Origin of the sequence: Pseudomonas sp. B111, from assembly GCF_026428275.1 — a bacterium.
Classification (GTDB): domain Bacteria; phylum Pseudomonadota; class Gammaproteobacteria; order Pseudomonadales; family Pseudomonadaceae; genus Pseudomonas; species Pseudomonas aeruginosa.
In genome coordinates, this window is sequence record NZ_CP097857.1 from 1,857,084 (window position 1) to 1,881,524 (window position 24,441).

Here is a 24,441-nt window from a genome sequence, read left to right on the forward strand (position 1 = left end):
CGGTTCTCCTCAGGCGAGCAATTCGCGGACATCGATGAAGCGGCCGTTGACGGCCGCGGCGGCGGCCATCGCCGGGCTGACCAAGTGGGTACGGCCACCGGCGCCCTGACGGCCCTCGAAGTTGCGGTTGGAGGTCGAGGCGCAGTGTTCGCCGCTCTCCAGCCGGTCCGGGTTCATCGCCAGGCACATGGAACAGCCCGGCTCGCGCCATTCGAAGCCGGCCTCGATGAAGATCCGGTCCAGGCCTTCCTTCTCGGCCTGCTCCTTGACCAACCCGGAACCCGGCACCACCAACGCCTGCTTGATGGTCGCGGCGACCTTGCGGCCCCTGGCCACTTCGGCGGCGGCACGCAGGTCCTCGATCCGCGAGTTGGTGCAGGAACCGATGAATACCCGGTCCAGCTGGATGTCGGTGATCGCCTGGTTCGGCCGCAGGCCCATGTATTTCAAGGCGCGCTCGATCGAACCGCGCTTGATCGGGTCGCTCTCGCGGGCCGGGTCCGGCACGTTCTGGTCCACGGCCAGGACCATTTCCGGCGACGTGCCCCAGCTGACCTGCGGCTTGATCTGCGCGGCGTCCAGCTCGACCACGGTATCGAAGCGGGCATCGGCGTCCGACACCAGCCCCTGCCAGCAGGCGACGGCCTGGTCCCATTGCTCGGCGCTCGGCGCGAAGGGCCGGCCCTTCACGTAGTCGATGGTCTTCTGGTCGACGGCGACCAGGCCGACGCGGGCGCCCGCCTCGATCGACATGTTGCAGATGGTCATCCGCCCTTCGATGGACAGGTCGCGGATGGCGCTGCCGGCGAACTCGATGGCGTGGCCGTTGCCGCCGGCGGTGCCGATCCTGCCGATCACCGCGAGGACGATATCCTTCGCCGTGACGCCGGCCGGCAACCTGCCTTCGACCTTGACCAGCATGTTCTTCATCTTCTTCGCCACCAGGCACTGGGTCGCCAGCACATGCTCGACCTCGGAAGTGCCGATGCCGTGGGCCAGCGCGCCGAAGGCGCCGTGGGTGGAAGTGTGCGAGTCGCCGCAGACCACGGTCATCCCCGGGAGGGTCGCGCCCTGCTCCGGACCGACCACATGGACGATGCCCTGGCGCACGTCGTTCATCTTGAATTCGGTGATGCCGAAGTCATCGCAGTTCTCGTCGAGGGTCTGCACCTGCAGGCGCGAGACCTCGTCGGCGATGGCGGCGATGCCGCCCTTGCGCTCGGTGCGGGTGGTCGGCACGTTGTGGTCCGGGGTGGCAATGTTGGCGTCGATCCGCCACGGCTTGCGCCCGGCCAGGCGAAGACCCTCGAAGGCCTGCGGCGAGGTCACTTCGTGCAGGATATGGCGGTCGATATAGATCAGCGCCGAACCGTCGTCGCGCTGCTTGACCAGGTGCATGTCCCAGAGTTTGTCGTAGAGGGTCTTGCCGGCCATCGGGATTTCCTCATCAGCTCATTTCTATGCCCACAGGGCTTGTGAGGATGATCCTATGGCTTGTCTACGAATAACTCAAATTCATATTTTTCATCCAAAGCATTCCCAACAGGAATCCATTGGCGCTAAGCTCCGGGCAGCCGAAACCAGCGGAGGCCCGCAATGGACCTGAACAGCCTCAACACCTTCATCGCCATTGCCGAGACCGGCAGCTTCTCCGAAGCCGGCGAGCGCCTGCACCTGACCCAACCGGCGGTGAGCAAGCGCATCGCCGCCCTCGAACAGCAGCTCAATGCCCGGCTGTTCGACCGGGTCGGCCGCGAGGTCAACCTCACCGAGGCCGGCCGCGCCCTGCTGCCGCGCGCCTACCAGTTGCTCAACGTACTCGACGACACCCGCCGGGCGCTGAACAACCTCACCGGCGAGGTCAGCGGCCGGCTGGTCCTGGCCACCAGCCACCACATCGGCCTGCATCGCCTGCCGCCGCTGCTGCGCGCCTTCACCCGGGCGCATCCGCAGGTGGCGCTGGATATCCAGTTCCTGGATTCGGAAGTGGCCTACGAGGAGATCCTTCATGGCCGTGCGGAACTGGCGGTGATCACCCTGGCCCCGGAAACCGCCGAACCGGTGCGCGCAGTCCCGGTGTGGGACGACCCGCTGGACTTCGTCGCCGCCCCGGAGCACCCGCTGGCCCGACAGGGCACGGTGTTCCTCGCCGACGTCGCCAAGCACCCCGCGGTATTCCCCGGCGGCAACACCTTCACCCACCACATCGTGCGGCGCATGTTCGAAGCCGAAGGGCTGACGCCGAACATCGCCATGAGCACCAACTACCTGGAGACCATCAAGATGATGGTCTCCATCGGCCTGGCCTGGAGCGTGCTGCCGCGGACCATGCTCGACGACCAGGTGGTGCGCCTGCCGCTACAGGACATCCAGCTCAGCCGCCAGCTCGGCTACATCCTGCACACCGAGCGGACCCTGTCGAACGCCGCGCGCGCCTTCATGCGCCTGCTCGACGAACAGGCATTCGGCAACGGCACTCCAGCGGCCTGAAGCGATTCAGGTCGAACGCCACGGGTAGGCCCTCCCCTCTTCGCCGTCCGCGGCCAGCGCTCACCCGACCTGCATGCCAATGCCCTCGCGACTCAGCCCTCGCCGACCCACGCCTGCACCTCGACCTCCACGTCGACCCCCAGCGCCAGCCCGGCGGTCACCGTCGAGCGTACCGGCAAGGCCCCCTGCACATGACGCTGGTAGACCTCGTTGAAACCGGCGAAGTGAGCCATGTCCGACAGCCAGACGGTGACCTTCACCAGTTGGTCGAAACGCGCGCCACAGCTCTCCAGGGTCTCGCCGATGCGTGCCATCACCGCTTCGGTCTGGGTCTGGATATCGCCACGTACCACCTCGCCGCTCGGACTCATCGGCACCTGTCCGGAAAGAAACAGGAAGCCGCCGGCCCGCACCGCGCGGGAAAAGGGAAACGGCAGGCTGCTGGGGTAACGCTGGATGTCATCGCTCATCTGGATTGCCTCCTGTGGATGAAGCGCTAGGAAGAAAAGCTTTCGGCCGCGGAATCGGCGTATTCATGTAGCACTGCGATCAACCCTGGCTCATATCGACGCGCTCCGCCAGAAAGTCCAGGAACGCCCGCACGCGCAGCGGCAGATAGCCGCCCTGGCCGACGTAGACGGCGTGGACTTCCTCCAGGTCGCCCGGGTTGTATGCCTCGAGCACGGGAATCAGGCGCCCGGCGGCTATGTCCTCGCGCACCTGGAACGCGGCCAGCCGCGCCAGGCCCAGGCCGGCCACGGCCAGACGGCGCAGCGCCTCGCCATCGCTGGCCTGGGCGTTGCCCGACAACGGCACCACGAGTTCCTCGCCGGCGTCCCGCAGCGGCCAGCCGGAGCGCGTTCGCACATAGTTGGCGCCGAGGCGGTTGTGCCCCAGCAGCGCCTGCGGCGTGGCCGGCATGCCATGCCGGGCCAGGTAGGCCGGCGCACCGACGATCAGCATGCGCGTGCTCCCCAGCTTGCGCGCCACCAGGCTCGAGCTTTTCAGCGGCCCCGCGCGCACGGCCACGTCGGTGCGCTGCTCGAGGATGTCGACGACCTCATCGGTCAGCACGATATCCAGCGTCACCTCGGGATGCTGCGCGAGGAACTCGGGCACCAGCGGCAGCAGGAAATGATGTCCGAAAGGCACGTTGGCGTTGACTCGCAAGCGCCCGCGCGGCGCCGCGTTTTCGCTCGCACACCGCTCGGCTTCCTCCAGGTCGGCCAGGATACGCACCCCGCGCTCGTAGAACGTGCATCCCTCGGGCGTCAGTTGCAATTGACGGGTGGAGCGGTTCAGCAAGCGGGTTCCCAGGCGCTGTTCGAGCCGGGTGATCAGCTTGCTGACTGCCGAGGGCGTCATGCCGCAACGTCGAGCGGCGGCGGAAAAGCCCCCCGACTCGACGACCCGGGCAAACACCTCCAGTTCGCCGGAACGGTTGACTTCAAGCCGGGCCATGGCGCCCTGCCTGATGATTTCGCTTCATAAATGATATTCCCCGCTACGGTCTATTTCCCTTAAATCTTTGAATTCATCATCAGCTACAGGATAACCACTGAATTCAACGACATGAAACGACCCATCGAAAGACTTCCCGCCGCGACCTCCAGCGCAACCCGGGCCTTCGCGCTCGCGACGAGCCTGTTGTACGCCTGCGCCGCGCCGGCCGCTTCCTGGACCGCCAGCTGGCAGGCCAGCCCGCAGCCGGTCTGGGCTGAGGACTTCCTGTTTCCCAGCAACGTGCCAGCCGAACTGCACGACCAGACGGTGCGGCAACTGGCGCGAATCAGCCTGGGAGGAACGCGCGTGCGCATCGTCCTGGCAAATACCTATGGAAAGCGCCCGATCCGGATCGGCCGGGCCACCCTGGCCAAACCGGGTTCCGAGCGCGCCGCGGTCGCCACCGGCAGCCTGCATGACGTGACCTTCGGCGGACGCCGGACGGCGACCATCGCGCCCGGCGCCACGCTACTCAGCGATCCGGTGGCGATGCCGGTGGCCGCGCTCTCGCAGGTGCTGGTGAGTCTCTACCTGCCGGCCGCCACGCCCATGGAAACCTTCCACTGGGACGGCCGCCAGACGGGCTGGATCGTCGCCGGCGAGCAGACCCAAAGCCACGCATTGCAGTTGGACGCGGCGGACAGCCAGAGCACCACCGCGCGCCTGCTGTTGACAGGTATCCTGGTCGAAACCGAAACGGCAACGCGGACGCTGGTGACGCTCGGCGACTCGATCACCGACGGAGCCAGCGCCAGCCTCGACCGGAACAGCCGTTGGCCGGACTTCCTCGCCGAACGCCTGGCCCCGCATGGCGTCGCCGTGGTCAATGCGGGGATTTCCGGCGCCCGTCTGCTGAGCGACGGCATGGGCGCGAGCGCGCTGGCACGTCTGGACCGCGACGTACTGGCCCAGCCAGGCGCAAGCAGCATGGTGGTGATGCTCGGCATCAACGACATTGCCTGGCCCGGTACCGCTTTCGCCCGGAATGCCGCACCGCCCACCCTGGAAGTGCTGATCGCCGGCTACCGGCAATTGATCGAACAGGCGCACAACCGGGGTATCCGGGTCGTCGGCGCGACCCTCACGCCGTTCGAGGGCGCACTGCCCGGCACGCCGTTGAGCGATTATTACCAGCCCACCAAGGAAGCCCTGCGCAGGCAGGTTAACGAGTGGATCCGTCATGCCGGCGCCTTCGATGCGGTGATCGACTTCGACGCGGCATTGCGCGATCCGGAGCAGCCGTCGCGGCTCGCCGCGCGCTACGACTCCGGCGACCATCTGCACCCCAGCGACGAAGGCAACCGGGCGATGGCGGCCGCCGTCGACCTCGACGTCCTGCTGGACGAGGTGCCTGACGGCACACCGGCAGAGCCCCGGGCCGATAGCGCAACGAAATGAAAAAAGGCGCCCGAAGGCGCCTTTTTTCGATCACCGCTGACGGTTACTGGTTGTCCAGTGCCGGGCGCTGGCCATTGATGGCGATACGCTTCGGCTTGGCTTCTTCCGGAACCAGCCGGACCAGGTCGATGTTCAGCAGGCCGTTGGCCAGCGAAGCCGCCTTGACCTCGATATGGTCGGCGAGGCGGAACGACAGCTTGAAGGCGCGCTGGGCGATGCCCTGGTGCAGGTAGGTCACGTTGTCCGTGGACTTCTCGCGCTTGCCGCCACTGACGGTCAGCACGCCGCGCTCGACCTGCAGGTCCAGGTCTTCTTCCTGGAAGCCGGCGGCGGCGATGACGATGCGATACTCGTCGTCACCGTGCTTTTCGACGTTGTAGGGCGGGTAGGTACTCCCAGCCTCATTGCGCAGGGCCGACTCGAACAGATCGTTGAAGCGATCGAAGCCTACGGAATGACGGAACAGCGGGGCGAGGGAAAAAGCGTTGCTCATTGCGAATCTCCTGAATTATCAGCAAGTACTCTGGTGCGGAACCCGTCTTCGGCATCCCGCACGAACTAGATAGGGATCGTCGGAAGTATTTCAAGAGCCTTGAGAACGACCGTTCGTCGTGCTCAGATCGAAACTCATCCTTTCGAGAACCGTCGCCATGGAACGCGCAATCCCGACCTTCCCCTGCCGCGATCTGGACAGCGCCAGCGCCTTCTACCAGTCCCTCGGCTTCCACCTTGGCGCTCGCTATCCGACCTACGCCATCCTCCAGCGCGGCGCCCTGGAGCTGCACCTGTCGCTGTTCGAAGCGCTCGAACCGAAGACCAATTGCAGCGCTGCCTACCTGCGCCTGGAGGACGCCCAGGCGCTGCATCGCCAGGCCGCGGCCCTCGGCCTGGGCAGTCAGGGGATTCCACGCATCACGGCCCTGGAAGACCAGCCCTGGGGCATGCGCGAATTCGCCCTGGTCGATCCCGACGGCAACCTGCTGCGGGTCGGCCAGGAGCTCGATGCGACGCCAGAGCAACACCGGGTTCGCCTGGCCAGCGCCGACGACGTCCCCGCGGTGGCCGCGCTCTGGCAAGCCAATGTCCGCGAAGCCGGGGAAACCCTGGATGCCGGCGACCAACAGGCGATCCAGGCACTGCTCCTGGCCGCCTCGCGCAACCGCTTGCTCTGGCTGGCGGAGGCCCAGCAGAATCCCCGCGGTTTCGTCCTCGCCCACTTGTGGCAGATCGAGGACGGTCAGGCACGGGTGGGAGAGATCGCAGAGCTCTACGTACTGCCGCAGGCCCGCCGCCAGGGCCTGGCCCGGGAACTGGTGGGCAGCGCCGAGGAGGCCCTGCGCTCGCGCGGCGCCGGCCTGATCCGCGCGCAATCGGCCCTCGACGCGCCGCTGTCCAACCTGTTCTGGCAGGGCCTGGGCTGGGACGCCGACTACCTGACCTTCACTCGCTACTGACCTGGGGAGCATCATCATGCGCAACGTCATGCTGATCACCGGAGCCAGCCGCGGCATCGGCGCCGCCACCGCTCTGCTCGCCGCCGAACGCGGCTATGCGGTCGTCCTCAACTATCTGCGCAACCGCGAGGCCGCCGAAGCGCTGCGCCAGCGCATTGAGCGCCAGGGCGGCGAAGCCCTGGCGGTGGCGGCCGACGTAGCCGAGGAAGGCGATGTCGAGCGGCTGTTCGCCGCCATCGACGAACGTTTCGGCCGCCTCGACGTGCTGGTCAACAACGCCGGCATGCTGGAAGCGCAGACGCGCCTGGAAAACATCGACGCGGCGCGCCTGCACAGGGTATTCGCGACCAACGTGACCGGCAGCTTCCTCTGCGCCCGCGAGGCGGTGAAGCGCCTGTCGACCCGCCACGGCGGGCGCGGCGGCAGCATCGTCAACGTTTCCTCGATGGCCTCGCGGCTGGGATCGCCCAACGAATACATCGACTATGCCGCCGCCAAGGGCGCCATCGACAGCATGACCATCGGGCTGGCCAGGGAAGTGGCGGCGGAGGGTATCCGGGTCAACGCGGTGCGGCCCGGACTGATCGATACCGAGATCCACGCCAGCGGCGGCGAGCCCGGCCGTATCGAACGCCTGAAGGGCGGCATACCGCTAGGACGCGGCGGTACGGCGGAGGAAGTCGCGCGGGCGATTCTCTGGCTGGCGTCGGACGAAGCCAGCTACAGCACCGGCACCTTCATCGATGTCAGCGGCGGCCGCTAGGCCTGCTACGCAAGCTAGGCCGCCTGGCTGAACGACACCTGCAACAGCCGGTCGATGGTTTCGCAATCGCTTTCCCGGCGAATCCGCGCGAACAGCTCGACGGCTTCGGGATAGGTGCGCGTGAGCATGCCCAGCCACTGCTTGAGACGCCCCGGGGCATAGCGCGGGGCGAGCTTGCGCCGGGCCTGTAGCCAGAAGTCGCGCAGCAGCGGCAACAGCTCGCTCCAGGGCATCTCGTGGATTTCGCCGCCATCGCGCCAGGCGGCGATCTGCCGAGCCAGGCCAGGACGCGAGACCAGGCCGCGACCGAGCATGATGTCCTCCACCCCGCTGACCTCGCGACAACGCAGGTAGTCGTCGAGCGTCCACACTTCGCCATTGGCGAACACCGGCACGCGCACCGCCTCGGCCACCCGCGCCACCCACTCCCAGTGCGCCGGCGGCCTGTAGCCATCGACCTTGGTCCGGGCATGCACCACTACATGGGCCGAGCCGCCGTCGGCCAGGGCCCGCGCGCAATCCAGGGCGCCGTCGGGACTGTCGTAGCCCAGGCGCATCTTCGAGGTCACCGCAATCTCGCTCGGCACCGCGCGACGCACGGCGGCGACGATGTCGTGCATCAGCTCCGGCTCCTTGAGCAATACCGCTCCGCCGCGCGAGCGGTTCACGGTCTTGGCCGGACAACCGAAGTTCAGGTCGATCACCGGGGCACCCAGCTCACAGGCGAACGCGGCGTTATCCGCCAGGCACGCAGGATCGGAGCCGAGCAACTGCACACGCATCGGCGTCCCGGCGCGGGTCCGGCTGCCGTCGCGCAGCTCCGGCGCCAGCTTGTGGAAAGCCGTGGCCGGCAGTAGGCGATCGGTGATGCGGATGAATTCGGTGACGCACCAATCGATGCCGCCGACGCGGGTCAGCACGTCGCGGAGGATTTCATCCACCAGACCTTCCATCGGCGCCAGGGCGATTTGCACGAACCACTACCTCGAAAATGACAGGCGGCGGATTCTAGAGAATCCGCCGCCCGGAACAAAGTGCGAATGCCTGTCGGCCGACGCGCGACGGGTCAGGCCCCGGCGAGCAGAGCCTGGCCGTAGCCGTCGATGAACTCCGCCGGCATCCGCTTCGGCTTGCCGCTGGACAGTTCGATGCAGACGAAGGTGGTCTGCGCCCGCAGCAGCGTGGCGCCATCCGCCGGGCGTACCAACTGGAAGCGCCGGTTCATCCGCAGGCGCTGGTCGGACTCGACGATCCAGGTCGCCAGTTGCAGTTCGTCGCCCTCGTAGGCCGCGGCCAGGTAGTCGATCTCGTGGCGCAGCACCGCCATCGCCCGGTCCAGCCGGCGGTACTCGGCCAGGTCCAGGCCCAGCCGCTGCGAGTGGCGCCAGGCGCAGCGCTCCAACCAACTGACGTAGACGGCGTTGTTCGCGTGGCCGAGCCCGTCGATGTCCTCGGCGAGGACCCTGAGGTCGATCACGAACGGATCGGCGTAGTCCCAATTCATCAATGCTGCTCCAGGCTGCCGGCCAGTTCGCGCGCTTCCCTGGCCAGTTGTGTGATCTGATCCCAGGCCCGCGCCCGGATCAGGCTCGGCGGCGCCAGCCAGGTGCCGCCGACACAGGCGACATTGGGCAGGCGGAGGAAATTCAGCAGGTTGTCCAGGTTGACCCCGCCGGTCGGGCAGAAGCGGATGCCGGTGAACGGCCCCTTCAGGCTTTTCAGCATTTTCACGCTGGCAGTGCCATCGGCCGGGAACAGCTTCAGCGAGCGATAACCGTACTCCAGCGCCAGCAACACTTCCGAAGGCGTCATCACCCCGGGCAGGTATGGCAGGCCGGCATCCTCCGCGGCGGCGGCAAGGCGCGGCGTGCATCCGGGGCTGACGGCGAACTGCGCGCCCGCGTCGCGTGCCTCGAGAAACTGCTCGGTGTGAATCAGGGTACCCGCCCCCAGCAGGACCTCGGGCACCTCGCGATGGATGGCGGCGATCGCGTCCAGCGCCTGCGGCGTGCGCAGCGTCACTTCCAGCACCGTGACGCCGCCCGCATACAACGCGCGCGCCAGGTCGGGCGCCAGCGCCACGTCCTCGATCACCAGCACCGGCAATACCGGGCTGGCCTGCAGCAGGACCCGATCCAGCGGCAATGTCATGGGCATTCCTCGATTCGAAACGGCTCGCCCCGCCGGATCGCTCCGCGCGGGCCACAGCGCTTTTTACCGAAGAACCGAGGTCAGGACAACGACAACCCCTCTGCTACGCGCCTCAGGAAGCGCTCGCCGTCTTTTCCACGCGCCGGCAAGCGCGCATCGCCGGACGCTCCTCGAGCAGCGCCAGCAGCGACTCGCTCAGCCTGCGCTCGCCGAGCAGTCGGTGGTGGCCGCCGCCCGGCAGGCGCAGCAAGCGACTGGCCGGCCAGGCGGCATGGATACGCTCGGCATTTTCCACCGCTACGCGCGGGTCGTCGTCGGCATGCACCACCAGTCCGGGCATTTCCAGACGGTAGCGCGCCACATCCAGGCACGCCGCGGATATGCCCGCCTGACGCTCGACCAGGCGGATGAAATGCGAGCGAGCCAGGGCCGGCAAACCGACGAAACGAGCGAACAGGCGCAACTGTTCGAGAATCCGCGACGGCGCCGAGACCGTCACCAGCGCTTCGCTGCGCAGCCCCATCTGGGCCGCCAGCAACGCCGCCGCGCCACCCAGGGAATGACCGACCACCGCACGCAGCGGCGGCAACTCGCCAGCGGCCTCCAGCAAGGCGTGGGCGAACAGCACCACGTTCGCCTCCCTGCCCGGCGAGCGGCCATGGGCCGGCGCATCGAGGGCATACACCGAATAACCCGCGCCAACCAGTTGCTCGATCAGATGGGCGAACTGTGTCGGCCTGCCGGCCCAGCCATGCAGCAGCAAGACTGCCGGCCCCTCGCCCCAGCGCAACACCGACAGCCCGAAGCGCAGAGTGACGCGCTCCGAGCTGGCCAGCAGCGGCAGCTCCCAATCCTTCGGCGGCCACTCGCCAGGCATCATGAAACGCCCGACGCATACGCTCGGCCGTCCAACGCGGCGCGATGCGGCCGATCATCCCGTTGAAACCGCGAATCCAGGTCAGGCTGCTCATCTCGCACCTCCTCAGTTCACCGCCTGCTTGGCGGCACGCAGAACCCGGTCGGACAGCTCGCCCGGCCCCAATGCCCGGGCCAGCGCCAAACCGCCAATCATCAACACCAGGTCGGCCAGGGCGACGTCGGTTTCCTCGGGACTTTCCGCCAGGCTGGCGACCATGATCTCGACATGCCTGCTCAAGACCTCGCGAAACCCCTCCGGCAGGCGCGCCACCTCGGCGAGGGTCGCCGGCAGCGGACAACCGGCGTCGACCTGTGCGTCCCGATGCTTGCGCGACAGGTAGAAAGCGGCCGCCAAGGCCCGACGCTCCTTTCCCGACAATCCGGGGTCGAGTTCGCCGAGCAGTTCGCGGCGCTTGCCGAGCAATTGCTCGAACGCCTCGAGCATCAGCGCATCCTTGCTCTGGAAGTGGGCATAGAAGCCGCCGACGGTGAGCCCCGCCGCGCCCATCACTTCCCCGACGCTAGGCTCGACGGCGCCCCGCTCGAGCAGGGCCTGGGTGGCGGCACCGAGGATGCGGGCACGGGTCTGGGTTTTCTTGTCGCTCATGACGATCTCCGAAAATATTATGAGTGAAATATTATATGCATAATAAAAATCGGCAAGCGTACGGCCGGACCGTCTGTCAGGAAATTCGAAAAGGGAAAAAACAAAAGGGCCATTCCAATTCGGAATGGCCCTATAGAGCCCCGCAGAGCGGGAAAAAGTGGCGTCCCCTAGGGGACTCGAACCCCTGTTACCGCCGTGAAAGGGCGGTGTCCTAGGCCACTAGACGAAGGGGACAATGAAACCTTCGAAAAGTAAGGCCAGCGATGCTAGCCTTGGAATGTGGTGGAGCTAGACGGGATCGAACCGTCGACCTCTTGCATGCCATGCAAGCGCTCTCCCAGCTGAGCTATAGCCCCGAATTCGCCATCAGGCGGGCGATCTTCCGATCGCTTCGACAACCTTCCGGTCATCGACACGCTCATCCATTGCTGGGACGGATGAACATGAAGTGGCGTCCCCTAGGGGACTCGAACCCCTGTTACCGCCGTGAAAGGGCGGTGTCCTAGGCCACTAGACGAAGGGGACGAAACCTTCGTAGGAATCCGCAAAACCAACCGCGTATTCCCGGCAATTTGGTGGAGCTAGACGGGATCGAACCGTCGACCTCTTGCATGCCATGCAAGCGCTCTCCCAGCTGAGCTATAGCCCCAAAGTACCGCTGGATCGCTTCACTTCGTTGAGTTCGTCGTGAAGACGGGGCGCATACTAAGGGCGAGGCTTGAGGCTGTCAACATTATTTTTCATCGAAACCTAAAAAATTTTACCGGAAGAACAATCACTTACCTCCCCTCCCCAAAAAACGAGGCCCGCAACTGGGCGGGCCTCGTCATCGACTGTGGAAGAAAGCCGGTCAGCCGGGAATGGCGTCGCGGATCTTCTCCCACTCCTTGGTTTCCTTTTTCGACGCCCCGCCCAGTAGCTCCAGGGCCTGGCGCAAGCGATAGCGCGACAGGTCGGCACCAAGGATCTCCATGGCGTCCAGCACCGAAACCGAGCTGGCATGCCCGGTGATGGCCGGGAACATCAGCGGCATCACGTCGCGCAGCTTGAGCTGGAGGTGTTCGGCGACAGCCTGGATGCAGCCGGTGATGCGTTCCTTCTCCCACTGGCGCAGGGATTCGAGTTTCCACAGCACCAGTTGCAGAACCTGGCGGACCTGGGTCGGATCGAGCTTCTTGTGTTCGAACAGCGAAGCGTCCAGCGGCACCCCGCCGCTGAAGAAGAATCCGGCCAGCGGTGCGATCTGGCTGAAGTTCTCCACCCGTCCCTGCACGTGCGGAGCGATCTTCATCAGGTATTCGGGATTCAACGCCCACTTCTGCACCTCACGGGCGAACTCCTCCACGGACTGCTCGCGGATCCACTGCCCGTTCAGCCAGGAGAGCTTCTCCAGGTCGAAGATCGGTCCGCCCAGGGAGACGCGCGACAGGTCGAAATGCTCGATCATCTCGGCGAGGGTGAATTTCTCGCGCTCGTCCGGCATCGACCAGCCCATCCGCCCAAGGTAGTTGAGCAGCGCCTGCGGCAGGTAGCCCATGCGTTCGTAGAAGGTGATAGAGGTCGGGTTCTTGCGCTTGGACAGCTTGCTCTTGTCCGGGTTGCGCAGCAGCGGCATGTAGCACAGCTGCGGCTGCTCCCAGCCGAAATACTCGTAGAGCTTGATCAGCTTGGGCGCCGACGGCAGCCACTCTTCGCCGCGCAGGACGTGGGTGATGCCCATCAGGTGGTCGTCGACCACGTTGGCGAGGAAGTAGGTGGGCAGGCCGTCGGCCTTCATCAGCACCTGCATGTCCATGCGATCCCACGGAATCTCGACATCGCCGCGGAGCATGTCCGGCACCACGCAGACACCCTCGGTCGGCACCTTCATGCGGGTGACATGGGACTCGCCGGCGGCGAGGCGGCGCTGCACCTCATCCTTCGGCAGGTGCATGCAGTGGCCGTCGTAGCGCGGGGTTTCCTTGCGCGCCATCTGCTCGGCGCGAACCGCATCGAGGCGCTCGGGCGTGCAGAAGCAGGTGAAGGCATGGCCCTTCTCGACCAGTTCGTCCGAATACCTCTTGTAGATGTGCCCGCGCTCGCTCTGCCGGTACGGGCCATGCGGGCCGCCGACGTCCGGGCCCTCGTCCCACTCGATGCCGAGCCAGCGCAGGGCGTCGTAGATCTGCTGCTCGGACTCCCGCGTCGAACGCAGCTGGTCGGTGTCCTCGATGCGCAGGATGAACTGACCGCCGTGCTGACGCGCGAAGCACAGGTTGAACAGCGCGATGTATGCGGTACCGACGTGCGGGTCGCCCGTCGGCGACGGGGCGATGCGAGTACGAACAGTGGTCATGGAGACTCTCTTGCCAAGCGGAAGTTAAAACGGAAATTCAGGGGCGCGATGTTATCAGGCGGGCCGCCTCCGGCTCCAGTAAACGACCGGTGTCGGCCGGCAGGCGGCTGATCAGGAAATCGAGGAAGGCCTTGACCTTCATCGCCTGGAAACGCCGCGAAGGATAGACCGCATACAGTTCGCCGACCGGCAACGGCACGTCCGCCAGCAAACGCACCAGACGCCCGCTGTGCACGCTCTCCGCACAAATCAGCGCCGGTAGCGCGGCAATGCCGGCACCGGCGACCACCGCCTCGCGGGCGAAGGTGATGTTGTTGCAGGACAGCACCCGCTGGCAGGGCAGGCTGTCTCCGGAAAGCGGCCAGTAGCGCTGGGAGTCGGTGGACAGAAGGACCGCGCGATGCCCGGCAAGCTCGGCCACCGATGTCGGCGTGCCGTGCGCCGCCAGGTAGTCGGGGCTGGCGCAGAGCCAGCGGCTGGTAGAGAGCAGGCGACGGGCCACCAGGGTGGAATCCTCCGGCTGGCCGACCATGATCACGATGTCGACGCCCTCCTGCAGCGGATCGACGCTGCGCGAGGCCAGCTCGACCTCGGCGGTGATCTGCGGGTACTGGCGCATGAAGTCGCCCAGCAGGCTGGCGAGGAACATCTGGCCGAACTCTATCGGCGAGGTGATCCGCAGCAATCCCGACGGCGCCTGCTGCAACTGCATGACCGCCTGCTCGGCCTCGGCGAAATCGTGCATGATCTGCCGGCAGCGCTCGTAGTAGGCCTGCCCTACTTCGGTCAGGCGCAACTTGCGGGTGGTGCGATTGAGCAGGCGCACGCCCAGGCGCTCCTCCAGCAGGGCGATGCGCCGGCTCACCGTGGACTTCTGCATGCCCAGGCTCTGCGCGGCCTGGGTGAAGCTGTGGTACTCCACCACGCGGGTGAAGATCAGCGCATCATCAAGCCCCATTATTGTTCCCTATAAGCAACAAAGAGTCCGAAGTGTAGCGCCTATAACGTCCGGCGGAACACTGCTAGATTGGCCGAATTTTGCCGACGGAACACTCCACCCATGCCCGCCCAACTCAAACGTCGCCTGACCGTCTTCCTGGTGGCCGTCGGCCTGATCGCCCTGGCCTTCTTCCTCCACTGGTGGTTCATCGGCCGCCACGTGGAAAGCACCGACAACGCCTACGTCCAGGGCGAGATCACGCGGGTGGCCAGCCAGCTGGGCGCGCGGGTCGAGGAAGTCCTGGTGCGCGACAACCAGCACGTGGACAAGGGGCAGCTACTGGTACGCCTGGAAGACGCCGACTTCAAGCTCGCCGTCGAGCGCGCCCAGGCCGCGCTGGCCACCCGCGAGGCGGAACTGGCCCAGGCGCGCAGCAAGCTGGTGCAGCAGGGCAGCCTGATCGCCGCCAGCGCCGCCGACGTCAACGCCAGCCAGGCAACCCTTGGCCGCGCACAGATCGACCTGAACCGCGCCGAAGCCCTGCGCAAGCCCGGCTACGTTTCCGAGGAACGGGTCACCACCCTCACCGCCGACAACCATGTGGCTCGCTCGCAACTGGCCAAGGCCCGCGCCGACCTCGAGGCACAACGCGTCCAGCGCGACACCCTGGGCGCCGAGATCAAGCGCCTGGAAGCGCAGATCGCCAGCGCCCGAACCGAACTGGCGCAAGCCGAAATCAACCTGTCACGCACCCTGGTCCATTCGCCGATCAACGGCCTGGTCGGCCAGCGCAGCGCACGCAACGGCCAGTACGTGCAGGTTGGTACCCATTTGCTGTCACTGGTGCCGGACGAAGACATCTGGGTCCAGGCCAACTTCAAGGAGACCCAGGTCGGCCGCATGCGCGACGGGCAGAAGGCGCGCCTGACCTTCGACGCCTTCCCCGACACGCCTATCGACGGTCGCATCGATAGCCTGTTCGCCGCTTCCGGCGCGCAGTTCAGCCTGCTGCCACCGGACAACGCCACCGGAAACTTCACCAAGGTGGTGCAACGCATCCCGGTGAAGATCGTGTTCGAGGCCGACAACCCGTTGCATGGCCGCATCCGCCCCGGCATGTCCGTCGAAGCCGAGGTCGAGCTCCGTGACCGCTGAGGCGCTGGCCCGGCCGCTTGGCGAACCGACCCGGCGCGACTGGATCGCGGTGCTCAGCGCCATGCTCGGCGCATTCATGGCGGTGCTCGACATCCAGATCACCAACTCCTCGCTGAAGGACATCCAGGGCGCGCTGGCGGCGACCCTCGAGGAAGGCTCGTGGATCTCCACCTCCTACCTGGTGGCGGAGATCATCATGATCCCGATGACCGCCTGGCTGGTGCAGCTGCTCTCGGCAAGGCGCCTGGCGGTGATGATCTCGGTGGGTTTCCTGGTGTCCTCGCTGCTCTGCTCGTTCGCCTGGAACCTGGAAAGCATGATCGTGTTCCGCGCCATGCAGGGTTTCACCGGCGGCGCGCTGATTCCGCTGGCGTTCACCCTGGCCCTGGTCAAGTTGCCGGGACACCACCGTCCGAAGGGCATGGCGCTGTTCGCCATCACCGCCACCTTCGCGCCCTCCATCGGACCGACCCTGGGAGGCTGGCTGACGGAAAACTTCGGCTGGGAATACATCTTCTATATCAACGTGCCGCCGGGCCTGTTGATGATCGCCGGGCTGCTCTACGGCCTGGAGAAAAAGGCGCCGCACTGGGAACTGCTGAAGAGTACCGACTACGCCGGCATCGTCACCCTCGGCATCGGCCTGGGCTGCCTGCAGGTCTTCCTCGAGGAAGGTCACCGCAAGGACTGGCTGGAGTCGCAAATGATCGTCAGCCTCGGCAGCGTCGCCCTGTTCAGCCTGGTCCTGTTCGTCATCCTGCAGCTGTCGCGGCCGAACCCGCTGATCGACCTGGGCATCCTGCGCAACCGCAACTTCGGCCTCGCGAGCATTTCCAGCATCGGTCTGGGCATGGGCCTGTACGGCTCGATCTACGTACTGCCGCTGTACCTGGCGCAAATCCAGGGCTACAACGCCATGCAGATCGGCGAGGTGATCATGTGGATGGGCATTCCCCAGCTGTTCCTGATCCCGCTGGTCCCGAAGTTGATGAAGCTGGTCTCGCCGCGCCTGCTCTGCGCCGCCGGCTTCGGCCTGTTCGGCCTTGCCAGCTTCTTCTCCGGAGTGCTCAACCCGGACTTCGCCGGACCGCAGTTCAACCAGATCCAGCTACTGCGCGCCCTCGGCCAGCCGATGATCATGGTGACCATTTCGCTGATCGCCACCGCCTACCTGCAGCCACAGGATGCCGGCTCGGCCTCGAGCCTGTTCAACATCCTGCGCAACCTCGGCGGCGCCATCGGCATCGCCCTGCTCGCGACCCTGCTCGACAGTCGCGCCAAGGTGTACTTCGACTATCTGCGCGAAGCCCTGGTGCCGACCAACCCGCAGGTCGACGAACGCCTCGCGCAACTCGCCGCGCAACTGGGCAGCCAGCAGGCGGCGCTGGGCAAACTCAGCGAGATCACCCACCAGCAGGCGATGATCATGGCCTACAACGATGCTTTCCATGTCATCGGCATGGTGCTCGCAGTGAGCATGCTCGCGGTGCTGCTGACCCGCTCGCTGCCGGCCGGCATCGGCGCCCGCGCCGACGCCGGGGCTCACTGAGGTTCAGACGTTGACCAGGCGCTCGCGCAGCGTCTGGATCTCGTCGCGCAGTTGCGCCGCCGCCTCGAACTCCAGGTCGCGGGCCAACTGGTACATCTTTTCCTCCAGTTGGCGGATGCGCTTGCTGATCTCACTCGGCGAGCGCAGTTCGTTCTCGTAGCGCCCGCTCTCCTCCGCCACCTTGGCCACGCCCTTGCGCTTGCCGCGCGCGCCGGGCACCACGGCGCCTTCGAGAATGTCCTTGATGTCCTTGCGCACCCCCTTGGGCACGATGCCATGGGCTTCGTTGAAGGCGATCTGCTTGGCCCGACGCCGCTCGGTCTCGTCGATCGCACGCTGCATCGAGCCGGTGACGTTGTCGGCGTAGAGGATCGCCTTGCCGTGCAGGTTGCGCGCGGCACGACCGATGGTCTGGATCAGCGAGCGCTCCGAGCGCAGGAAGCCTTCCTTGTCCGCGTCGAGGATCGCCACCAGCGACACCTCGGGCATGTCCAGGCCTTCGCGCAGCAGGTTGATCCCCACCAGCACGTCGAACGCACCGGCGCGCAGGTCGCGGATGATCTCCACTCGCTCGACGGTATCGATGTCCGAGTGCAAGTAGCGCACCCGCACGTCGTGATCGCCGAGATAATCGGTGAGGTCCTCGGCCATGCGCTTGGTCAGGGTAGTCACCAGTACCCGCTCATCCTTGGCCACACGCTGGCGGATCTGCGAGAGCAGGTCATCCACCTGGGTCATCGCCGGGCGTACCTCGATCTCCGGATCGACCAGCCCGGTGGGACGCACCACCTGCTCGATGACCCGCCCGGCATGTTCCGCCTCATAGGGGCCCGGGGTAGCGGAGACGAAGATGGTCTGCGGACTCACCGCCTCCCACTCTTCGAAGCGCAGCGGCCGGTTGTCCAGCGCCGAAGGCAGGCGGAAACCGTATTCCACCAGGGTCTCCTTGCGCGAGCGGTCGCCCTTGAACATCGCGCCGACCTGCGGAACGCTGACGTGCGATTCGTCGATAACCAGCAGCGAGTTGGCCGGCAGGTAGTCATAGAGCGTCGGCGGCGGCTCGCCGGGGGCCCGCCCGGAAAGATAGCGCGAGTAGTTCTCGATGCCGTTGCAATAGCCCAGTTCGAGGATCATCTCCAGGTCGAAACGGGTGCGCTGCTCCAGGCGCTGCGCTTCCACCAGCTTGTTGTTGTTGCGCAGGTAGTCCAGGCGTTCCTTGAGTTCGGCCTTGATCTGGTCGACCGCCTCCAGCAGCGTCTCGCGCGGAGTCACGTAGTGGCTCTTGGGGTAGAAGGTGAAGCGCGGCAGCTTGCGGATCACCTCGCCGGTGAGCGGATCGAAGGCCGAGAGGCTTTCCACCTCGTCGTCGAACAACTCGACACGAATCGCCTCGAGATCGGATTCGGCCGGGAAGATGTCGATCACATCGCCACGCACACGGAAAGTCGCACGAGCGAAATCCATGTCGTTGCGGGTGTACTGCAGGCTGGTCAGTCTCCGCAGTAGTTCGCGCTGGTCGATGCGGTCGCCGCGGTCCAGGTGCAGGACCATCTTCAGGTAGGACGCGGGATCACCGAGGCCGTAGATGGACGACACGGTGGCGACGATGATCGCATCCGGACGCTCGAGCAGCGCCTTGGTCGCCGACAGGCGCATCTGCTCGATATGGTCGTTGATCGAGGAGTCCTTCTCGATATAGGTATCGGAAGACGGTACGTAGGCCTCCGGCTGGTAGTAGTCGTAGTAGGAAACGAAGTACTCCACGGAATTGTGCGGGAAGAACGTCTTGAACTCCCCGTAGAGCTGGGCCGCCAGGGTCTTGTTCGGCGCCAGGACAAGGGTCGGGCGCTGCACCTGGGCAATCACGTTGGCGATGCTGAAAGTCTTGCCAGAGCCCGTCACCCCCAGCAGGGTCTGGTGCGAAAGCCCCGCCTCCAGCCCCTCGACCATCTGCCGGATGGCTTCCGGCTGGTCGCCGGCGGGCTTGAAGCGCGAGTCGAGTTGGAACGTATCCATGAAAAACCTCGCAGGGAGCTGTGACGCCAAGGAAAATCCGGCGTCAGAAATAGCTGAAAGCATGCACCTAAATGTCGCCGCATGCATCAAGGGGTGTCTATAATAACCCCCCGTTTGCGCAACCCTTTGCGCCCCCGCATGACGGGTTGCGTTGCCCTCCTCTCTTCACACTCCGAGCAGCCGCAAAATGAGTCTGTTTTCTGCCGTCGAAATGGCACCGCGTGATCCCATCCTTGGCCTGAACGAAGCCTTCAACGCCGATACCCGTCCGGGCAAGATCAACCTGGGCGTGGGCGTGTACTACAACGAGGAGGGGCGCATTCCGCTGTTGCGTGCCGTGCAGGCTGCCGAGAAGGCCCGCATCGAGGCCCACGCGCCGCGCGGCTACCTGCCGATCGAAGGGATCGCCGCCTACGACCAGGGCGTACAGAAACTGCTGTTCGGTAACGAATCCGAGCTGCTGGCCGCCGGCCGCGTGGTCACGACCCAGGCCGTCGGCGGCACCGGCGCCCTCAAGCTCGGCGCCGACTTCCTCAAGCGCCTGCTGCCCGACGCCACCGTGGCCATCAGCGACCCGAGCTGGGAAAACCACCGCGCACTGTTCGAAGCCGCCGGCTTCCCGGTGCAGAACTACCGCTATTACGACGCCGCCAGCAATGGCGTGAACCGCGCCGGCCTGCTGGAAGACCTGAATGCCCTGCCGGCCCGCTCGATCGTGGTCCTGCACGCCTGCTGCCATAATCCGACCGGCGTCGATCTCGAGCTGGACGACTGGAAACAGGTGCTGGACGTGCTCAAGGCCAAGGGCCACGTGCCGTTCCTCGACATCGCCTACCAGGGCTTCGGCAACGGCATCGAGGAAGACGCCGCCGCGGTGCGCCTGTTCGCCCAGTCGGGCCTGAGCTTCTTCGTTTCCAGCTCGTTCTCCAAATCCTTCTCGCTCTATGGCGAACGCGTCGGCGCCCTCTCGATCGTGACCGAAAGCCGCGATGAATCGGCCCGCGTGCTGTCCCAGGTGAAGCGGGTGATCCGCACCAACTATTCGAACCCACCGACCCACGGCGCCAGCGTCGTCTCCTCCGTGCTCAACAGCCCGGAACTGCGGGCCCTCTGGGAGCAGGAACTGGGCGAGATGCGCGACCGCATCCGCGACATGCGCCTGGCGATGGTCGAGCAACTGGCAGCCCACGGCGCCAAGCGCGACTTCAGCTTCGTCGGTCGCCAACGTGGCATGTTCTCCTATTCCGGCCTGACCGCCGACCAGGTCGAGCGCCTGAAGACCGAGTTCGGTATCTACGCCGTCAGCACCGGCCGTATCTGCGTCGCCGCGCTGAACAAATCGAACCTGGAGACCATCACCAAGGCCATCGTCCAGGTCCTGTAGGGAAAAAGGGGAAGTCATCGGGAGAGGCTTGACTTCCCCTTTTTAATCAGTAACATACGCCTCGCTGTTCCGCGATAGCTCAGTCGGTAGAGCAAATGACTGTTAATCATTGGGTCCCTGGTTCGAGTCCAGGTCGCGGAGCCAAATTCAAAGCCCTCGGCACATGCCGGGGGCTTTTTCGTTATCGGGACGAAAGTTCGCCCCTTCAGTCGCACCTCACTCGATGACGATCCGCGACCGGTTCTTCTCCAGCAACGCCGGGCCTACCCCTTTCACTTCCAGCAGTTGATCCACCGAGACGAACGGACCATGGGCCGCACGATACTCGAGGATCGCCCTGGCCTTGGCCTCGCCGACACCGTTGAGCCCCCGTATCAGGGCGGCCTCATCGACCGTATTGATATTGACCTGCTCCCCCGGCGACACGGTCGTCGCAGGTGTCGTTGCGGCCAGCGGATTCTTGGCGACGGCGACCGGTGCGGCGGAAGCCGAAAACGGAAGACAGGCGAACAGGATGAGAAGCAGAGCGGATTTGATTAGGTGCATGGGTGCACTCCTTCAGAAATGAATGACCACGTAGAGGGCTTCATGCCCATCCACGAAACCACCTTATCGCCGTGGAACGCACCTGGATCGACAGCCCCAGCAAAGCAGTCGCTTCCTGGTCCGGCACCGGAAACATCGTACGGAGAAAACAAAAAAGGCCGCTAGGCGGCCTTTTCCGGAGAACGATGACTCAGGGTTCTCGCCGCCTCTGGCGATAGATCCAGTCGACGATTTCACCGTCAGGCGCATAGCCGCTGACGGTTTCCCGCAGCAACTGGCGAACCCGCGAGTAGTCGTCCTTCTCCACGGCGGCCAGCAACTGCTCCAGCACGACCTTGAAGGCCTCCCAGCTCAGGTGTTCCTCGTTGGCCCGCATGATCATCGGATGGTCGGTGGGATTCACGTTGTCACCGATCAGCAGCTCTTCGTAGAGCTTCTCGCCAGGACGCAGACCACTGAACTCGATGGCGATATCACCATGGGGCGAACGCTCGGAACGCACGCTCAGGCCGGACAGGTGGATCATCTTCTCGGCGAGCTCCAGGATCTTCACCGGCGGCCCCATGTCCAGCACGAATACATCTCCGCCCTGCCCCATCGAACCGGCCTGGATGACCAACTGCGCCGCCTCGGGAATGGTCATGAAGTAACGGGTGATGCTCGGGTGGGTGACCGTCACCGGGCCGCCGCGCTTGATCTGCTCGCGGAACAGCGGAATGACCGAGCCGGACGAACCGAGGACGTTGCCGAAGCGGACCATGGTGAAACGGGTCTTGTTGACGTGATGCACGTCCTTCCGGTCACCGAACAGCACCGGCGCCGATTCGTTGCTGAGCGCCTGAAGGACCATCTCCGCCAGGCGCTTGGTGCTGCCCATCACATTGGTCGGCCGCACCGCCTTGTCGGTGGAAATCAGCACGAAGTTCTGCACGCCGACCTGCACCGCGGCCTGCACCGCATGCAAGGTGCCTATCACGTTGTTGAGAACGCCTTCGGCGATGTTGTGCTCGACGATCGGCACATGCTTGTAGGCCGCCGCATGGTAGACGGTATTGACCTTCCAGGTACGCATCACGTCCACCAGGCGCTCGGGATTGCGCACCGAACCGAGGATCGGCAACAGGTTCACCGAAAGCGACTCGCGCTTGATCCGACGCTCCAGTTCCTGATGGATGCTATAGAGGTTGTATTCGCTGTGCTCGAACAGGATCAGCACGCTAGGCGAACAACTCATGATCTGCCGACAGAGTTCCGAACCGATAGAGCCGCCCGCCCCGGTCACCATCACCACCTGACCGCGGATGCACCGTTCCAGCAGCTCCTTGCGCGGTGCGACGCTGTCGCGTCCCAGCAGGTCAGCGATGTCCACCTCCTGCAGGTCGTCCACCTTGACCCGGCCGCTGGCCAGGTCCATGAAGCCGGGCATGCTGCGCACGTGCAGCGGGAACGGCTCCAGGGACTCGAGAATCTCTCGGCGCCGGGCCCGAGTGGCGGAAGGAATCGCCAGGAGAACCTCCTGCGCGCCCGTCTCGTCGATCATCTGGCGGATATGCTTGGCGGTATAGACCCGCAGACCGGCAATGACCCGGTTGGCGATCTGCTTGTCGTCATCGATGAACGCCACCGGACGCATCGCCCGACCGAGACGCAACGCCGCAACCAACTGGTTGCCGGCCGCCCCCGCGCCATAGATAGCCACCCTGGGCAGGCCATCCTGGCGGTTGAGAAATGGTACCGACTGCACAGCAGAGTACCAGTCGCCCATGAAATACTGGCGCATGGCCAGACGCAAGCCGCCGATCAGCAGCATGCTCAACCACCAGTAGTTGAACACCAGGGAACGCGGCACCGGCGCCGGCGCGCCACGATACCAGTACACCACCAGCGACAGCACCAGAGCCGAGATGGTCACCGCCTTGGCGATGGCGATCAATGCGTCGTTACCGAGATAGCGCATCACCGCACGATACATGCCGAAGCGAATGAATAGTGGAATGGCGATGACCGGCGCAGTGATGAAAAGCCATGCATGCTCGCCGAACACGTCGATCATATCGTCTGTGCCTAGACGGACCACAAAAGCGAGCCACAGAGACAGCCATACCAGAAGGATATCCGTAGCCACTTGAAGCAAACGTTTCCAGCGACGAGGCATGGATAACAACTTTACTCTTAAACGATCTAGCATTCCCCTACTCCTTTAGGCCTGAGCGGACGACTCTAGCTTACCCGCCTTGAACCTCACTGCCAGAAAAACGAGAGGGACGTAGGCTATGACGATGCCCATCAAAGGCTCTAGAGACCCACTCCCGACCAACAAGGCTATAGGGAGGAGCCAGATGACGTTCAATGCCGTGACGCCAATCGTAACAGGAGCATGCTTTCCATAGTATCGGCTTGCGTATTGATAGGCATGGCTTCGATGAGCCTCATACACCTTGTCCCCTCTCAGCAAGCGACGAATCAGGGTATAGGTCGCATCGACGATGAAAACGCCTAACAGGACCAACCATGCCCAGAAAAAATTCGTATTCATCCACATGGCATGAATGGAAAGAATTCCTAAAACAATCCCCAGAAAACCACTACCCGCATCTCCCATGAAAATTTTTGCGGGTGGAAAATTCCAGAACAAGAATCCAAAAACGGCAAAAGCTAGCGATAAGGGGAGCAAAGCCTGCGTCAGTTGGCCATTCAGCCAGTATAATAATGCCCCACCAACACAGACAAAAATGGCCTGAAGGCTAGCAAGTCCATCGATCCCATCCATGAAGTTATAGAGATTCAGCAACCACACGAGATAGAAAGCAAAGAGAAGTCCTCCGAACCACCCCAGGTCCCAACTGACACCAACAATCTGAAATGGTGGTATGCCATTCAAAAAGTACAATGAGACCAAGGCTGCACTAAAATGTCCCAGCAGACGCCAGCGTGCGGCGATATGACCGTGATCATCCATGAATCCAATAATGGCAACCCCGCCGCCAGCGAGAAGTAAAGCCCAGGACACGGCCCATGAGATATTTCCCAGTACAGCCCAAATAGGCAGCATGAGACAAAAAGTAACTACAATGGCGACCCCTCCTCCGCGTGGAGTGGGAACGACATGGGAACTTCGAGAGTTAGGGGTGTCAAGTAAGCTCCTCGCTAAGGCATAACGACGCAAGAGGCCTGTAAGCAGTCCCGAAACCCCAGCTGCAGCGAGTAACAAATACCATTCTTCCATTTATAA

Annotated in this window: 21 protein-coding genes, 5 tRNA genes and 1 pseudogene; 8 read left to right on the forward strand and 19 right to left on the reverse strand. The window is 64.5% G+C overall.

Annotated features, from left to right (window positions below):
- Nucleotides 1-9: 9 nt before the first annotated feature.
- Nucleotides 10-1,434 (reverse strand): 3-isopropylmalate dehydratase large subunit, encoded by a 1,425-nt coding sequence (leuC, locus tag M6E97_RS08840; protein ID WP_003091399.1) that lies wholly within the window; start codon nt 1,432-1,434, stop codon nt 10-12.
- Between the two features lie 162 nt (nt 1,435-1,596).
- Between leuC and M6E97_RS08845 the strand changes: the two genes are divergently transcribed.
- Entirely contained in the window at nt 1,597-2,490 is an 894-nt protein-coding gene (locus M6E97_RS08845; protein WP_003091401.1) for a LysR family transcriptional regulator, read from the forward strand.
- A gap of 92 nt (nt 2,491-2,582) precedes the next feature.
- Here the strand turns inward: M6E97_RS08845 and M6E97_RS08850 are convergent, their stop codons facing one another.
- Together M6E97_RS08850 and M6E97_RS08855 are read right to left on the reverse strand one after the other, a co-directional pair.
- Nucleotides 2,583-2,960: a RidA family protein gene (locus tag M6E97_RS08850; RefSeq protein ID WP_003115018.1), complete on the reverse strand. Its 378-nt coding sequence runs from the start codon at nt 2,958-2,960 to the stop codon at nt 2,583-2,585.
- Nucleotides 2,961-3,039: 79 nt separating this feature from the next.
- A complete protein-coding gene (locus M6E97_RS08855) occupies nt 3,040-3,951 on the reverse strand; it encodes a LysR substrate-binding domain-containing protein (RefSeq protein ID WP_003111185.1) in 912 nt (303 codons plus the stop codon).
- A 111-nt stretch (nt 3,952-4,062) separates the two neighbouring features.
- On the opposite strand from M6E97_RS08855, the gene M6E97_RS08860 reads away from it, so the two are divergent.
- Nucleotides 4,063-5,391 (forward strand): SGNH/GDSL hydrolase family protein, encoded by a 1,329-nt coding sequence (locus M6E97_RS08860; protein ID WP_033990017.1) that lies wholly within the window; start codon nt 4,063-4,065, stop codon nt 5,389-5,391.
- 43 nt (nt 5,392-5,434) lie between these two features.
- Here the strand turns inward: M6E97_RS08860 and M6E97_RS08865 are convergent, their stop codons facing one another.
- Nucleotides 5,435-5,884 (reverse strand): Hsp20 family protein, encoded by a 450-nt coding sequence (locus M6E97_RS08865; protein ID WP_003091405.1) that lies wholly within the window; start codon nt 5,882-5,884, stop codon nt 5,435-5,437.
- A 157-nt stretch (nt 5,885-6,041) separates the two neighbouring features.
- On the opposite strand from M6E97_RS08865, the gene M6E97_RS08870 reads away from it, so the two are divergent.
- Nucleotides 6,042-6,845 carry a glyoxalase/bleomycin resistance/extradiol dioxygenase family protein gene (locus M6E97_RS08870; RefSeq protein ID WP_033990019.1) on the forward strand — a complete coding sequence of 268 codons (804 nt, stop codon included), beginning with the start codon at nt 6,042-6,044 and terminating at the stop codon, nt 6,843-6,845.
- A 16-nt stretch (nt 6,846-6,861) separates the two neighbouring features.
- On the forward strand, nt 6,862-7,608 hold the full coding sequence (locus M6E97_RS08875; protein WP_003104218.1) for an SDR family oxidoreductase: 747 nt from the start codon (nt 6,862-6,864) through the stop codon (nt 7,606-7,608).
- Between the two features lie 14 nt (nt 7,609-7,622).
- Here M6E97_RS08875 and M6E97_RS08880 read toward each other — a convergent pair whose 3' ends face one another.
- The 11 genes and pseudogenes from M6E97_RS08880 to M6E97_RS08930 form a co-directional block, all read right to left on the reverse strand.
- Nucleotides 7,623-8,582, reverse strand: coding sequence for a tRNA dihydrouridine synthase (locus M6E97_RS08880; protein WP_003091408.1), 960 nt, complete (start codon nt 8,580-8,582; stop codon nt 7,623-7,625).
- A 92-nt stretch (nt 8,583-8,674) separates the two neighbouring features.
- Nucleotides 8,675-9,112: an acyl-CoA thioesterase gene (locus M6E97_RS08885; protein ID WP_003107647.1), complete on the reverse strand. Its 438-nt coding sequence runs from the start codon at nt 9,110-9,112 to the stop codon at nt 8,675-8,677.
- On the reverse strand, nt 9,112-9,759 hold the full coding sequence (locus M6E97_RS08890; RefSeq protein WP_003091412.1) for a bifunctional 4-hydroxy-2-oxoglutarate aldolase/2-dehydro-3-deoxy-phosphogluconate aldolase: 648 nt from the start codon (nt 9,757-9,759) through the stop codon (nt 9,112-9,114). The genes M6E97_RS08885 and M6E97_RS08890 overlap by 1 nt, the downstream gene beginning before the upstream one ends.
- A 112-nt stretch (nt 9,760-9,871) precedes the next feature.
- A pseudogene (locus M6E97_RS08895) lies at nt 9,872-10,730 on the reverse strand (alpha/beta fold hydrolase).
- Between the two features lie 11 nt (nt 10,731-10,741).
- Complete coding sequence (locus tag M6E97_RS08900; RefSeq protein ID WP_003091415.1) at nt 10,742-11,284, reverse strand: TetR/AcrR family transcriptional regulator; 543 nt, start codon at nt 11,282-11,284, stop codon at nt 10,742-10,744.
- A gap of 158 nt (nt 11,285-11,442) precedes the next feature.
- Nucleotides 11,443-11,518, reverse strand: a tRNA-Glu gene (locus tag M6E97_RS08905).
- 46 nt (nt 11,519-11,564) lie between these two features.
- Nucleotides 11,565-11,640 (reverse strand) — tRNA-Ala (locus M6E97_RS08910).
- Nucleotides 11,641-11,733: 93 nt separating this feature from the next.
- Nucleotides 11,734-11,809, reverse strand: a tRNA-Glu gene (locus M6E97_RS08915).
- A gap of 48 nt (nt 11,810-11,857) precedes the next feature.
- A tRNA-Ala gene (locus M6E97_RS08920) sits at nt 11,858-11,933 on the reverse strand.
- Nucleotides 11,934-12,134: 201 nt separating this feature from the next.
- Entirely contained in the window at nt 12,135-13,619 is a 1,485-nt protein-coding gene (gene gltX / locus M6E97_RS08925) for a glutamate--tRNA ligase (RefSeq protein WP_003130541.1), read from the reverse strand.
- Between the two features lie 37 nt (nt 13,620-13,656).
- A complete protein-coding gene (locus M6E97_RS08930; RefSeq protein ID WP_003091419.1) occupies nt 13,657-14,577 on the reverse strand; it encodes a LysR family transcriptional regulator in 921 nt (306 codons plus the stop codon).
- Nucleotides 14,578-14,679: 102 nt separating this feature from the next.
- Between M6E97_RS08930 and M6E97_RS08935 the strand changes: the two genes are divergently transcribed.
- Both M6E97_RS08935 and M6E97_RS08940 read left to right on the forward strand, forming a co-directional pair.
- Entirely contained in the window at nt 14,680-15,714 is a 1,035-nt protein-coding gene (locus M6E97_RS08935) for an HlyD family secretion protein (RefSeq protein WP_031635942.1), read from the forward strand.
- Between the two features lie 49 nt (nt 15,715-15,763).
- Nucleotides 15,764-17,263: an MDR family MFS transporter gene (locus tag M6E97_RS08940; protein WP_079385783.1), complete on the forward strand. Its 1,500-nt coding sequence runs from the start codon at nt 15,764-15,766 to the stop codon at nt 17,261-17,263.
- A gap of 3 nt (nt 17,264-17,266) precedes the next feature.
- Here the strand turns inward: M6E97_RS08940 and uvrB are convergent, their stop codons facing one another.
- The gene (gene uvrB / locus M6E97_RS08945; protein ID WP_003104590.1) at nt 17,267-19,279 is read right to left on the reverse strand and encodes an excinuclease ABC subunit UvrB; all 2,013 of its coding nucleotides are present in this window, start codon (nt 19,277-19,279) and stop codon (nt 17,267-17,269) included.
- A 187-nt stretch (nt 19,280-19,466) separates the two neighbouring features.
- Here uvrB and M6E97_RS08950 point away from each other — a divergent pair, with 187 nt between their 5' ends.
- Both M6E97_RS08950 and M6E97_RS08955 read left to right on the forward strand, forming a co-directional pair.
- On the forward strand, nt 19,467-20,663 hold the full coding sequence (locus M6E97_RS08950) for an amino acid aminotransferase (protein WP_003104588.1): 1,197 nt from the start codon (nt 19,467-19,469) through the stop codon (nt 20,661-20,663).
- Nucleotides 20,664-20,731: 68 nt separating this feature from the next.
- Nucleotides 20,732-20,807 (forward strand) — tRNA-Asn (locus M6E97_RS08955).
- A gap of 72 nt (nt 20,808-20,879) precedes the next feature.
- On the opposite strand, the gene M6E97_RS08960 is transcribed toward M6E97_RS08955, so the two are convergent.
- From M6E97_RS08960 to M6E97_RS08970, 3 genes are all read right to left on the reverse strand, one after another.
- Entirely contained in the window at nt 20,880-21,209 is a 330-nt protein-coding gene (locus tag M6E97_RS08960) for a ComEA family DNA-binding protein (RefSeq protein ID WP_003091430.1), read from the reverse strand.
- Nucleotides 21,210-21,399: 190 nt separating this feature from the next.
- Nucleotides 21,400-23,397 (reverse strand): polysaccharide biosynthesis protein, encoded by a 1,998-nt coding sequence (locus M6E97_RS08965; protein ID WP_021265047.1) that lies wholly within the window; start codon nt 23,395-23,397, stop codon nt 21,400-21,402.
- A 12-nt stretch (nt 23,398-23,409) separates the two neighbouring features.
- The gene (locus M6E97_RS08970; RefSeq protein WP_023093916.1) at nt 23,410-24,435 is read right to left on the reverse strand and encodes an MraY family glycosyltransferase; all 1,026 of its coding nucleotides are present in this window, start codon (nt 24,433-24,435) and stop codon (nt 23,410-23,412) included.
- Nucleotides 24,436-24,441: the final 6 nt, after the last annotated feature.